Here is a 12,894-nt window from a genome sequence, read left to right as displayed (position 1 = left end):
GGCCAGGGTCAGCGGTAGGTGACGTTGACCGTGATGCTCGTGTTGGCGGACCCGGGCATGAGCGATCCACCGGTGGTGCGGTAGCGCGCGCGGAAACCGTGACTTCGGCCCTCCGACCACGCAGGCAGCACCATCGGTACGCTGCTATTGGGAATGGCCTGCGTGTCCGGATGGTCGCTGCGCATTTCCACGGCGACGCCTTTGGCGGCATCGCCGCCATTGAGCTTGAACAGCGAGGGGTCGGCTTCGTCGGCCGCGCCTGTGAAGGTCATCAGCATTTCGGTGACGTTGCTGCAACCCGTGGAAACCAGTTGCTGGGTCGCCCACCGGCTGTGCCCCTCCGAACGCAGGACGCCGCCGTCGACCTTGCCCAGGTCGAAGACAAGTTGCCGGGAGAGGAAGGCGCAGGTGGGACGTTGCGGCTCCACCCGCGCATCGAGCAGGGCGAGCTGCACCAGGGGGCGGTTGTCGAAGCCGGCCTGGGCGAGGATGCCCTGGCTCAGGTTGCCGCCTCTCACGATGGCGCCCGTCTTGACGAGCTCAACGCTGAAATGGGCATTGATCAGCACCAGTTGGACTGGCTTGAAGAGTCCGTGGTCGTGGCTGCGCACGTAGGGAAGGACGACCCATTCGCCGTTGTGGTGGAAACGGATGCGGATGCCCACGCCGGGCAGGTTGGTGGCATGGGTACCTTCGCCGAGGGCGGTTCCGCCGAACAGGCCGAGGGTGAACGTCGACGTGTACTTCTTGCACAGGTAGCCGTAGGACGGTGTCCAGGGCGATGTCACGCGTCGTGCCAGGATCGCCCCTAGCGGCGCATCGGCAGGCACCCTGACGATGCCGAACGAAACCTGCTGGGGGCCGTTCTGTGCCGGAGGCAGCTTGCAGAGGGGGAAGGTTGCGCAGGCCGGCCCCGGGAGCAACAGCAGGAGCAAGACAAGGGATCGTGGCATGGCGGAACCTCCTTCGGGTGGGGCTACCGAGTCTGCCCGCACCGCCCCGCCAAACCCATCCCACGAATCTGAAAGTGCGCTGACAGCGCGCCTGCATTCGACAGCATATTCACCCTTCCTGCCCAACCATCCCGCCATGAGCCTCCAGGATTACCGTCGCAGGCGGAACTTCGCGAAGACACGCGAACCGGCACCGGACGACTCCGCGCCGGGCGGCGGTCGCGCCATCTTCGTGGTGCAGCTGCACCACGCCTCCCGGCGGCATTTCGATTTCCGCCTTCAGGTGGGCGATGTGCTGCGCAGCTGGGCGGTACCCAAGGGGCCGAGCTACAACCCGAAGGTGAAACGGCTGGCGGTGGAGGTCGAGGACCATCCCGTGTCCTACGCCAGCTTCGAAGGCGATATCGAGGAAGGCTACGGCAAGGGCCACGTCGATCTCTTCGATCGCGGCGTCTGGGCCACGCGCGGCGATCCCGAGGCGCAGCTCCGGAAGGGACATCTCGAATTCGAGCTGTTCGGCGAACGGCTGAAAGGTGCATGGCATCTCGTGCGCGGTGCGAAGAAAGAGCGCCAGCCGGCCTGGTTCCTCATCAAGGCGGAAGACGCCTACGCGGGCGACGTCGAAGCCGATGATCTCCTCGATGCGAAGATGCGCGAAAGCACCCGCCGCGCCGCGACCACGCCCAGCTTGCGCGCGGCGGCGAAGAAATCCACGGTGCGGAAGAAGGCACCGCCGAAGACACGCCGCGTGCCCCTGGCCACGCTGACCAAGAACGCCGCGGCCCTGAAGGGTGCGCGCAAGGCGAAGCCGGGCAACGGCTTTTTCGCGCCGCAGCTGGCCCGGCTTCGCGAAACGCCGCCGCAGGGCGACGACTGGGTACACGAGGTGAAGTGGGACGGTTACCGCATCCTCACCGGCGTGGCGAACGGCGAGGTGCTGCTGTGGTCGCGCAACGCCTTGCCGTGGAACGACCGCGCGCCCGAGATCGCCCAGGCCATCGAAGCCCTGGAACTCGACAGCGCGCGCCTCGACGGCGAACTGATCGCCCTGGACACGGAGGGCCGCAGCGACTTCAATGCCCTGCAGCGCACGCTTTCGGGCGAAGCGCAGGCGCCGCTGGTCTACATGATCTTCGACATGCCCTACCTGCAGGGCTACGACCTGTCGCGCACGTCGCTCGTCGAGCGCAAGGCACTGCTCGAACGACTGCTGGCGCATGCGCCACCGCATCTGTCGTACAGCTCGCACAATGTGGGGGACGGCGACGACGTGTTCGCGATGGCGATGGAGCAGGAGCTCGAGGGCATCATTTCCAAGCGCGCCAATGGTGCTTACCACAGCGGGCGCGGCGACGACTGGCAGAAGATCAAGCGCCTCGAGAGCGACGAGTTCGCCGTGGTCGGCTACACGCCTGCGAAGGGCTCGCGCCTGTCGTTCGGCTCCCTCCTCCTGGCGAAGCCGGACAGGGCCGGCGGCTGGACGTATGTCGGCCGCGTCGGCACCGGGTTCACCGACGAGATGCTGAGACAATTGGGCAAGACGCTGGCCAAGGGCGGGACGAAGAAGCCGACGGTGCGCATCGGGGCGGTGGACCCGATGCTGCGCGGCGCGCTATGGGTTCCGCCGCGCGTCGTCGCCGAGGTGTACTACCGCGGCATCGGGAACAAGGACCTGCTCCGCCAGCCCAGCCTGAAGGCCTTGCGCGTGGACAAGTCGCCCGACGACCTGCGCGACTCCGATCGCGATCCACCGCCCGCGAAGAAGACGCCGCGCGGCACGACGAAAGCCGCCGCCCGGGCGGCCGGCGCCGATGCCATCGCCATCACCCATCCGGACCGCGTCGTCTTCCCCGACGACGGCATCACCAAGCAGGACGTCGTGGCGTATTACCGCGCCGTCATGCCCTGGATGCTCCCGGACATCGCCGACCGCCCCACCTCCACCATCCGCTGCCCCGGCGGCATCGGTGCGCCGTGTTTCTTCCAGAAGCACGTCATGGCGGGTCTCGACCATGTCGGCACCGCGAAACTGAAGGAAGAGACCGGGGCGGCGGCGGTCTACCTCTATCCGCGCGACGAGGCCGGACTGATCGAACTCGTGCAGTTCGGTGCCGTGGAATTCCACCCCTGGGGCTCGCATGTCGACGCTCCCGACATCGCCGACCGCGTCGTCTTCGACCTCGATCCGGGCGAGGACGTGGCGTGGCCGCGCGTGGTCGCGGCGGCGCGCAAGGTGAGGAGCCTGCTCGACGAGCTGGGCCTGGTCTCGTTCGTGCGCACCACCGGCGGCAAGGGCCTGCACGTGGTCGTGCCGCTCAACCCAGGGGCCGACTGGGACACGGTGAAGACCTTTGCCCGCGGCTTCGCGGAGGCCATGGCGGGATTGCATCCGCTGGAATTCGTCGCGACCGCCGGCAAGCGCTTCCGCCGGGGAAAGATCTACGTCGACTACCTGCGCAACGGCCGCGGCGCAACGGCCGTGGCGTCGTACTCGCTCCGCTCGCGGCCCGGCGCGCCCGTGGCGGTCCCGTTGCGCTGGGAGGAACTGGGCAGGATCGGGTCCGGCGACGCCTTCGACCTGCGAAGCGTGCCCAGACGCCTCGCGAGGCTGAAGAAAGACCCTTGGGAAGGCATCGACAAGGTCAGGCAGGACCTCGCCGCCGTGAACGCGAAGCTGGGGGCGTGAGAGGCCTGTAAACTGCGGCATCCCCTCCCGGCCTGCGACACATGCTTGCTTCCCTGCCCGTTTTCCTTCGCGTTCCGCTCGTCTGCGCTCTCCTCATCGTCAGCACCCTGCTGCACGTGCTGCCGCTGTTCGCGCTGACGCTGGTCCGGCTGGCGATCCCGCTCGCGGCCGCGCAACGCGTCATCGGCGTCGGGCTCGTACGGATCGCGGAGAGCTGGCTGAGCATCAACGGCTGGTTGTTCGGCGTGTTCACGCGCACGCGCTGGCGGGTGGAAGGCGTCGACGGCCTCGCATTGCGGGGGAATTACCTCGTCGTCTGCAACCACCAGAGCTGGGTCGACATTCCGGCCCTGCAAAAGGTGTTCAACCGGCGCATCCCGTTCATGCGCTTCTTCCTGAAGAGCCAGCTCATCTGGGTGCCGTTGCTCGGTCCGGCGTGGTGGGCACTGGATTTCCCCTTCATGAAGCGGCATTCGAGGCAGGAACTCGAGACACGCCCCGAACTGCGCGGCAAGGACCGCGAGGCCACGCGGCGCGCCTGCGAGAAATTCCGGCACTTGCCGGTGTCGATCATGAATTTCACCGAAGGCACGCGGTTCACGCAGGCCAAGCACGACGCGCAGGGCTCGCCGTATACCCACCTGCTGAAGCCGAAGGCCGGCGGCGTGGCCTTCGTCATCGACGCGATGGGCGACGCCATCCGCGACATGCTCGACGTGACCATCGTCTATCCGGACGGGCCGGGGACGACGATGGACATGCTGGCGGGACGCATCCGCGAGATCCGCATCCACGTGCGACGACTGGCGATTCCACCGGAGATGCGCGGCGACTACGAAAACGATCCGGTGTTCCGGGAGCGGTTCCAGGGCTGGGTGAACGAACTCTGGGCGGAGAAGGACTCGCGGATAACGGCCATGCAGCAAGCGGCACAGAAGGAGCCGCTCTAGCGACCCTTTTCTTCCGCGAGCTTCTGCTCCAGCCGCTCGCGTCCCGCCTGCGCATAGCTCTTGCAGGTCTTGCCTTCGGCCTGCTCGGGATGCGGAGCGACGAGGATGTCGCAGGGGAGGGCCGCCACGCGGTCGAAAGTCTTCCGGAACGCGGCCACGAAGTCGGGATGATCGCTGTAACGGTAGCTCTTGGCGGAATAGGCGGTAAGGCTGTCGACATAGGCGATCGACTTGCAGGCCTCGCCTTGGCAGGACTCCCACGTCCACGCCGTGCCGCCGGCAGTATGTCCCGGCGTGACGTGCGCCGTCAACGCCAGCGGGCCCACCTTCACCACCGTGCCGTCGGCGATGTCGCCCACGGCATCCACCCTCGGGAACAGGTGTATATCGCCGTGCTGGGGGTCGCTCGCATCGTCGCCGCCCAGGCGCAATTCCCTGGCGCCGGCCGCCGTCGCGCGCACGGTCGCGCCGCTGTCCTTCGCGAGCGCCGCGATGCCGCCCGCGTGATCGAAATGAGCGTGCGAGTTGAGAATGATCTTAATGTCCTCGACACGGAAACCGAGTTTGCGGATGTTCTCCTCGACGAGCGCCACATTCTCCTTGAGCGGAACATCGATCAGCACATGGCCCTGCGGCGAGGTGACGAGGATCGACGAGACGCCCTTGGTGCCCACGAAATACGTGTTGCCATAGATCGCGTGCGGCTTCACCGGTTGCGTCCAGCTGGCGGTGTCGATGGCCAGTGCGGGAAAGGCGGTGAAGGCGGCGAGGGCGAGGAGGGTACGACGCATGTGCTGGCTTCCTTATCAGGGGCCCGCAGGATAGGCACGGTTCAAGGGCAGGGGAAAGGCGGGAATGTGGCTCCCACGGGAACGGTCGTGCTACAGCGCGCCCGGGTGGGGCGGATTGCGGCGCCTGCGCGCACGCCAGAACAGGAAGCCGGTGACCAGCAGGAACATCGGCAGGGTGCCGGCGACACACGCCACGATTCGCCAGGCCGGACCGCCTACCGCCGCGGAATGGATGGGAAACAACGCATTGGCGAGGCGACTGCCGGGGCCCAGTTTCGTCGCATCGTCGCCGCCGAGCACGGTGGCGGTGACCGGGTCCATCCACAGCGAACTGCGTCCCGCGAGGTTCCATTCGCCGGGGCGGCGGATACGCAGCACCAGCGTGCCGTTGTCTTTCGAGGGCAGGGTGAGGCGCGTGAGCCGCGCATCGGGAGCGGCCGCCTGCGCGGCGGCGAGCACGGCGGGCCAGTCGATCGCGGCATGCGACGGGGGTATCTTCGGAGGACGCGCCGGCGCGGGTTCGCCGAAGACCGAGGCAAGACCGCCGCGTACCGCGCCGCGATACGCCATCGTGGTGCCGGTGCCGATCGTCACGATCAGCAAGGGCAGGGCGACGACGCCGACGAAGCGGTGCAGGCTGGCCCAGCGCAGCACGGGCGGGTTCGCATGAGGCTTCAGGTGCTTGAGTGCGCGCCGGCGACCGGGCCAGTAGAGCCATGCCCCGGAGAACAGCATGAAAAGGCCGGTGCAGGCGACAGCACCCAGCACGGTTTCGCCGACCTGGCCCGACAGAAGGTGCGTATGCCAGTCGAGCAACATGAGCAAGCCGTCGCTCGACGTCGTCCGATGCAGCAGGAGTTCGCCGGTGCCCGCGTCGAAATAGCGGCGGCCTCCTCCGCGTTCGGAGGCCTGCCATACCGGCAGCTCCGCGTCAGGCAGGGCGAATCCGCGCGCCTTCCTTCCCTCCGGGGACGCGAGGATCCGTTGCAGCGACCGTCCCTGGGTGGCGAGATCCGGTAGCGGCCGGGCCGCCAGTTCGGGATGCCCCGCCCGAAGCAACGGTTGCTCCCAGAGGAGCACGCTGCCCGTGAGCGCCACCAGCGCCAGCACGAGGCCGAGACTGAGGCCCAGCCACAGGTGCAGGGCCTTCAGCGCGTGGCGCAGTCGGCGCGGCCGTGGCGTCATGTCAGAAATCCACCGAGGCCTGGACGAACCAGGTGCGCGGCATGCCGACGTAGATGCCGTCGTTGTTGTCGGTGGAGCGCGTGAAGTAGCGCTTGTCCGCGAGGTTCTTCACGCCCACGCCGAGGCGCAGGTTCGAGAGGCTCGGGCCGAAGGCGTATTCGGCGCGCGCGTTCCACGTGGTCCAGCCGGGAATGTCGCCGAGATCGCCTTCCGGCGAGGGTTCGGTAACGTACTCCGTGGGATGCGCGGGATCGAAGCTCGGCGAACCCGGCGAGTGCTGCCGCGACTGCGAGAATGCGTCGAGGTTGAACGTCCACTGCGCGATGCCGTAACGCAGGCCGAGGTTGGCCGTGCGCCGCGAATAGAACGGAAGGTCGCGTCCCTCGAACGAGCCGTGCCTGTAGAAGGCGTGCGTATACGTGGCCGTTCCCCAGAGCGTGAGGCCATGCAGCGCATCGCTGAACTCGCCGAGGTCCATATGTGCCGCGGACTCGATGCCTTTGTGCGTCGTCGCGCCGAGGCTGGTCCAGCCGTCGTGCGAATCCGCCACGCCCGGCAGCTTGCCGACGAGCTGCAACTCGTGGTCGAAGTTGATGCGGAACAGGGTGATCTCGCCGCCCCAGGCCTTCGTGTCGTAGCGCGTGCCGATCTCGTAAGTGCGCGCCGTCTCCGGCTCCAGGCCAGCGGCGAACCGGTTGTTCGAATCCTTCTGGCCGATCTGGAAGTACTGCAACGAACCGAACGAGGTTTCCGCATTGGCGTAGACCCTCAAGGCATCGGTCACGTGGTAGATCACGTTCAGCGACGGCAGCGGCTTCGAATAGCTCTTCCGCCGCTCGGTCGGACCCTTCACCACCACCGTGCGGCCGGGATGTGCCTGCCACTCGCTGTCGATCCGTTCGTAACGGATGCCGGGCGTGATGGTCCAGTTGCCCGCGTTGATCGTGTCGTCGACGTAGAACGCATGCGCCTCGTTGCTGCCGGTGTTGTTGCCGGAAAGCACGTACGGGCCGCCGTAAGGGAAGCTGTCGTAGGGCGTATACGGGAGGTCGGAGACGTACTTGTTGTTGCGCAGCGTGCGCTCGTGCATCGCTTCCTTCGTGTAGCGGTAGCCCACGCCGATCTCGTGCGTGACCTGTCCCCAGTCGAACAGCTGCGAATAGCGCGGCTCGATCGCGAACACGTGGTAGTTCCGCGGATAGGCGTTGAGCTGGTGCGTGTAGCTGTCGTCGGCGTTACGGGCGATCGTTTCGATATGGCTGCCGCGGAAGCTGTCCGAATAGTACGACTGCACCTCGAAGCTGCGGCGGTCGTCCACATGGCTGTACTTCAGCACGTAATCGGTCCGGCGACCGTGGAAATCGTCGAACGGGCGGCGCGACTGGAACGGGTCCGCATCGTAGTCGGCCTGGTTGAGGCCGCCCGGCATGCCTGCCTGTCCGTCGTAATGGTGGATGCTGCCGGTGAGCGTGTCTTCGGGGGAGAAGGCGTACTTCGCCTTCAACATCACGTCGTCGATGCTCTCGTTGTCTTCGCGCTCGCGGAAGCCCGGTCCGTGCAGCCCGTTGTAGAGCAGGGCCACGCCGAGGCCGTTGCTCGCGGTACCGCCGACGAAGGCATTCGTGTTCGTGCGGATGCCGCCGTGTTCGGAGCCCTGGAATTGCACGCCGGCGCTGCCCCCGAAGGTCTCCGGGATCGCGCGCGTCACGAAGTTGATGATCCCGCCCACGTTCTGCGGCCCATAGCGGACGGAACCGCCGCCGCGGACCACGTCGACGGCCTCGATGTTGCCCAGGCCCACCGGCGCCATGGAGACCTGCGGCTGCCCATACGGCGCCACGGCGATGGGTACGCCATCGAGCAGGATGGTGGACCGCGGCGAGAGACGCGCGGTGAGGCCGCGCACGCCCACGTTCAGCGAGACGTCGCTGCCGCCCGTCCCGTTGCTTTCCTGCACCTGCACACCCGGGATGCGACGCAGTGCGTCGCGCAGGTTCACCGCCCCGGCCTCGCGCAGGTCCTCGCGGCGTACGACGGTACGCGCGCCGGGGTGGTCGACGACCGTGTTCAGGGCAGCGTCGCCCAGCCAGTTGCCGACGACCTTGACCCCCTCCAGCTCGGCGGCGGGAGGTGGGGACTGCTGGGCCCGGGCCAGGGCAGGGTGCGCCGAAAAGGCACCGGCGAGGGCCAGGGCGAGCGCGGTGGGGCGAAAACGCATGGAGACGGCAACCTGAGGACGAGCAAAGATCGCCAATCGTAAGTGCGAATGATTATCAGATCAAATACATCGTCCGATTTCCGGCGCCCGTCCCCGCCACCGCCCCGAGTCCGCGCCGGCTGCGGGAACCGCCATGGCGGCTCCTGGAACTCAGGTCGGCCAGTGGTTGTGCAGGATGCACTGGACGAAGTCCGTGCGCTGGAAGTTCGGCTCCTTGTACGCCATGACGTCGGCCTTGACGTTGCCGAAGGTCGTCCCGGGCTTGTTCCGGATGCCGTTGTAGAAGGCATCGACGATGCCCTGCTTGAACGCCGTGCCACGCGGGTGGACGTCCGCCACCGTCTCGCGGGCGGCACTGTCGACGTTCGCGAAGCCCAGGCCGAGCACGTCCATTTCCACGCCCGCGGTCAGCAGGGCGATTTCCGGCTTCATGTAGGTCGGGATGCCCGGTGTGGTGTGCAGTGCGATCGCCGTCCATACCGTGTCGATGTCGGCTTCGGACACGCCCTTGCCCCGCAGGAAATCGCGGGCCGTGTCCGCGCCGTCCACCTCGAAGCGCTTGTCCTTGCTCGCGTGCGCGGGCATCAGGCCCATGTCGTGGAACATGGCGGCCGCATAGAGCAGCTCCGGGTCGTACTTCAGCGCCTTCGCCTCGCCGGTGAGGGCGGCGAAGAAGAAGACCCGACGGGAATGGTGGTACAGCAGCTCGGTTTCGGTATCGCGGACCCATTCGGTGATTTCGCGGGCCAGGGCGCTGTCGGGTACGGCGATGCCGGCGACGCGTTCGATCGTTTGCATGACGGTGGACCGTGGTGGATGAGGTGGACCTATTGAATCCCCGCCCCGGTTCGGCATAATTTGACGTGAAGTAGCAATTTCAGCCATATCGCAGCCCATGCGGACGCCGCCACTCACCATCGCCATCCTCGCCCCACCGGGCGTGCAGATGCTCGACGTGTCCGGGCCGGCGGACGTCTTCGCGGAGGCCAACCGGCAGACGGGTCGCGAGGTCTACCGGGTGGTGACGGTGGGTGCCGCGCCCTTGGCCGTCACGGCTTCCTCCGGCATGCGGTTCCTGCCCGATGCCAGCATCCACGACGAACCCGACCGCCTCGATACCCTCCTGGTGGCGGGATCGCCCGATCTCGCGAACGCGGCGGTGGACCTGAGCGTCGTGGCCTGGTTGCAGCGGCAGGCCAGCCGGGCACGGCGGTATGGCTCCATCTGCAGCGGAGCCTTGCTCTTCGCGCGTACCGGCCTGCTCGACGGCCGCCGCGTCACGACCCATTGGAAGGTGGCCCAGCTGCTCGCCGGGCGCCACCCGTCGCTCACCGTCGAGGCGGATGCCTTCGTCGTGCGCGACGGCCCGGTTTGCACGGCCGCCGGTGTCACCGCCGGCATGGACCTGGCCATTGCCCTGGTCGAAGAGGACCTGGGACGGGATGTCGCCATGGCCGTGGCCGCCGAACTGGTCGTCTTCTATCGCCGGCCAGGAGGGCAGATGCAGTTCAGCCGGCGTGGCGCGGCGGCACCCGCGGGGCGGGGTGCCCTTCAGGAGCTGCAACGCTACGTCGCGGCACACCCGGGGGACGACCATTCGGTCGCCTCGATGGCGGCGCGGATGGGCATGAGCGCCCGGCACTTCGCCCGGATCTTCCGCCACGACGTCGGCATGACCCCGGGGGATTTCGTCGAGGCCATGCGCATCGAGGCCGCGCGGCGCCTTCTGGAGGACGGGCAGGAATCGCCCAAGCGGGTGGCCGCGCGCCTCGGTTACGCCGATACCAACGGACTGCGGCGTGCCTTCGTGCGCCGGCTCGGCGTCACCCCGGCGGACTATCGCAAACGCCACGCACACGCACGCGCCTGACGCCGTTCACACCGGATCGACCGGGCGGAGGAAACCATGGCCTTCGAATCCGTCCCCCAGGAGCCGCGATGAAAACCCGCCGCGTCTACAGCACGACCGACCTCGCCCAGGCCCGCCACGCGCTGGCGGCGGCCCGCAAGGCTGGCGTGGCCGACGAGGACCTGTCCCTGATCGCCAGGCACGACATCGAACTGGACAAGATTCCCGAGGGCCGCAAGGACGAGCACAGCGACTTCATGCCCGCCGCCGTGCGGGGCCTGGCCCAGGGCGGCGCCACCGGCCTGCTGGCGGGGCTGGTGGCCATGGCGATACCTCCGCTCGGCGTGACCTTCGCCGGGGCCTTGGGAGTGACCGCCGCCGCCGCGCTCATGGGTGGCTGGACCGGCGCCCTCACCGGGTCCGCCGCGCCGGATCCGGTCCGGCAGAAGTTCGAGGCGGAGATCGAGGCCGGCCGCATCCTGCTCGTGGTGGACGGCGAAGGCGACGCCGGCCCGCGCGCCGATACGGCCGTGGTGGCGACCGGGGCCGCCCCGCTGCCGTTCGCGCAGCCGACGACCCTTTCCTGAATCCACTCGCCCCGTAGCAACTGTCTTCGTGGGAGCCGCTTCATCGCTCCGTGGGCTTCTCGCCGCTATAGCGGCTCCTGCAAGTGTGTGGGCAGTTCAGAGTTCGATGATTCCCCGGCGCAGGGCGATCGCCACGGCATGGGTGCGGTCGTTGGCCTGGAGCTTCGCCAGGATGCTCTTCATGTGTGCCTTCACCGTTTCCTCGGCGATACCGAGCGCGCTGGCGACGTCCCGATTGGCCTCGCCGCGGGCCACGTGGGTCAGGACCTGGGTCTCGCGCGGGGTGAGCTCATCGTCGTCGGCATGACCCGCCATCTCCTGCGCGATCTCTTCGGGAATGCGCTTCTTCCCCTGCATGATCTGCTGGATCGTCGCCAGCATGTCCTTGCGCAGCTCGCTCTTCAGCAGGTAGCCCTGGGCCCCGGCCCGGAATGCGCGCAGGGCCTGCACGTCGCCCCGGTAGGTCGTGAGGACGAGGATCCGTGCCTCGGGAAACTCCGCGCGGATGGCCTCGATCGCCGCAATGCCACCCATGCCCGGCATTTGCAGGTCCATCAGCGTAAGGTCGGGCTGGTGCTCCCGGTAGCGCTCGATCGCTTCCTCGCCGGTGCTCGCTTCCGCGACCAGTTCGAGACCCTCGTGCCCCTCGATCACCGCGGCGATGCCTTCGCGCAGGAGGGGATGGTCGTCGACGGTCAGGATACGGATGGACGGCATGGTCGCTACACGGGAAACTCGGAACGGCGAGTATCGCGCAAACTTTCGACGGTCCGCTTGTACACACCCTCCACTCCACTCCTGCGAGCATCGCGGCCATGGCGACGAAACACGTTCGAAGCGACGACGGGGCAACCGGAGACATCCGCACCGGCATGGGCGGGTGGGTCTTCCCGCCCTGGCGCGGCGTCTTCTATCCGGAAGGCCTCGTGCAGAAGCGCGAACTGGAATATGCCAGCCGGAAAGTCGGCGCCATTGAAATCAACGGCACCTACTATCGCGCCCCCGATGCGTCCACCTACGAGAAATGGGCCGCGCAGACGCCCGGGGACTTCATCTTTTCGGTAAAGGCGCCACGGCTCATCGTGCAGGCGCGCGCCCTCGCCGGGACGGGCGCGCGCGTGCGCGGCTTCCTCGACGGTGCCGTCGCCCTGGGCGAGCGCCTCGGGCCGCTGCTCTGGCAGTTCATGCCCACGCGCCGCTTCGATCCGGACGATGTCGCCGCTTTCCTCGACCTCCTGCCGGAGAAGCACGGCGGCGTCGCGCTGCGACACGCCGTGGAAGTGCGCCACGAGAGCTTCATGGACGAGCGCTGGCTGGATCTCGCGCGCGAGCGGGGCGTGGCGACGGTGTTCACCGACTCGCCGAAATACCCCTCGCTCGCCGATCTCACCGGCCCCTTCGTCTATGCGCGCCTGATGCGCAGCGTGTCGTCGGAAACCAACGGTTACCCGGCCGCCGAGCTGAAGAAATGGGCCGCGCGCGCGAAGACCTGGGCCGAGGGCGGCGATCCCGCGGACCTGCCGCATATCGGGGCCGTTCAACGCGACGGCGCGCCGAAAGACGTGTTCATCTACTTCATTTCCGCAGCGAAGGAACGCAATCCGGCCGCGGCGGTCGCGCTCGCGCGGCACGCCGGCACCGCTTGAAACACCCGACTCACCCCTTTCCTCCCGAC

11 protein-coding genes are annotated in these 12,894 nt (G+C 67.7%); 5 read left to right on the top strand and 6 right to left on the bottom strand.

Annotation, left to right across the window (positions count from 1 at the left end):
* Positions 1 to 8 precede the first annotated feature (8 nt).
* A complete protein-coding gene (locus tag HBF32_RS14555) occupies positions 9 to 953 on the bottom strand; it encodes a fimbrial protein (protein ID WP_166700317.1) in 945 nt (314 codons plus the stop codon).
* Positions 954 to 1,089: 136 nt separating this feature from the next.
* Between HBF32_RS14555 and ligD the strand changes: the two genes are divergently transcribed.
* Together ligD and HBF32_RS14545 are read left to right on the top strand one after the other, a co-directional pair.
* The gene (gene ligD, locus HBF32_RS14550) at positions 1,090 to 3,639 is read left to right on the top strand and encodes a DNA ligase D (protein ID WP_166700316.1); all 2,550 of its coding nucleotides are present in this window, start codon (positions 1,090 to 1,092) and stop codon (positions 3,637 to 3,639) included.
* Positions 3,640 to 3,680: 41 nt separating this feature from the next.
* Complete coding sequence (locus HBF32_RS14545) at positions 3,681 to 4,589, top strand: acyltransferase (RefSeq protein ID WP_166700315.1); 909 nt, start codon at positions 3,681 to 3,683, stop codon at positions 4,587 to 4,589.
* Here the strand turns inward: HBF32_RS14545 and bla are convergent.
* From bla to HBF32_RS14525, 4 genes are all read right to left on the bottom strand, one after another.
* A complete protein-coding gene (gene bla / locus HBF32_RS14540; RefSeq protein WP_166700314.1) occupies positions 4,586 to 5,380 on the bottom strand; it encodes a subclass B3 metallo-beta-lactamase in 795 nt (264 codons plus the stop codon). The genes HBF32_RS14545 and bla overlap by 4 nt on opposite strands.
* Before the next feature lie 90 nt (positions 5,381 to 5,470).
* Positions 5,471 to 6,565 carry a PepSY-associated TM helix domain-containing protein gene (locus tag HBF32_RS14535; protein ID WP_166700313.1) on the bottom strand — a complete coding sequence of 365 codons (1,095 nt, stop codon included), beginning with the start codon at positions 6,563 to 6,565 and terminating at the stop codon, positions 5,471 to 5,473.
* 1 nt (position 6,566) lies between these two features.
* Positions 6,567 to 8,783 (bottom strand): TonB-dependent receptor family protein, encoded by a 2,217-nt coding sequence (locus HBF32_RS14530; protein WP_166700312.1) that lies wholly within the window; start codon positions 8,781 to 8,783, stop codon positions 6,567 to 6,569.
* A 150-nt stretch (positions 8,784 to 8,933) separates the two neighbouring features.
* Positions 8,934 to 9,581: an HD domain-containing protein gene (locus HBF32_RS14525; RefSeq protein WP_166700311.1), complete on the bottom strand. Its 648-nt coding sequence runs from the start codon at positions 9,579 to 9,581 to the stop codon at positions 8,934 to 8,936.
* 97 nt (positions 9,582 to 9,678) lie between these two features.
* On the opposite strand from HBF32_RS14525, the gene HBF32_RS14520 reads away from it, so the two are divergent.
* Together HBF32_RS14520 and HBF32_RS14515 are read left to right on the top strand one after the other, a co-directional pair.
* Positions 9,679 to 10,653, top strand: a complete 975-nt coding sequence (locus HBF32_RS14520) for a GlxA family transcriptional regulator (RefSeq protein ID WP_166700310.1) — start codon at positions 9,679 to 9,681, stop codon at positions 10,651 to 10,653.
* 68 nt (positions 10,654 to 10,721) lie between these two features.
* Positions 10,722 to 11,219: a hypothetical protein gene (locus HBF32_RS14515; RefSeq protein WP_166700309.1), complete on the top strand. Its 498-nt coding sequence runs from the start codon at positions 10,722 to 10,724 to the stop codon at positions 11,217 to 11,219.
* A gap of 96 nt (positions 11,220 to 11,315) precedes the next feature.
* Here HBF32_RS14515 and HBF32_RS14510 read toward each other — a convergent pair whose 3' ends face one another.
* On the bottom strand, positions 11,316 to 11,936 hold the full coding sequence (locus HBF32_RS14510) for a response regulator (RefSeq protein ID WP_166700308.1): 621 nt from the start codon (positions 11,934 to 11,936) through the stop codon (positions 11,316 to 11,318).
* A 98-nt stretch (positions 11,937 to 12,034) separates the two neighbouring features.
* On the opposite strand from HBF32_RS14510, the gene HBF32_RS14505 reads away from it, so the two are divergent.
* A complete protein-coding gene (locus HBF32_RS14505; protein WP_166700307.1) occupies positions 12,035 to 12,865 on the top strand; it encodes a DUF72 domain-containing protein in 831 nt (276 codons plus the stop codon).
* Positions 12,866 to 12,894: the final 29 nt, after the last annotated feature.

Source organism: Luteibacter yeojuensis, assembly GCF_011742875.1.
GTDB classification, from domain to species: Bacteria; Pseudomonadota; Gammaproteobacteria; order Xanthomonadales; family Rhodanobacteraceae; genus Luteibacter; species Luteibacter yeojuensis.
The sequence above is the reverse complement of the archived record's forward strand: the minus strand, read 5'-3'. Positions and strand labels throughout refer to the sequence as shown.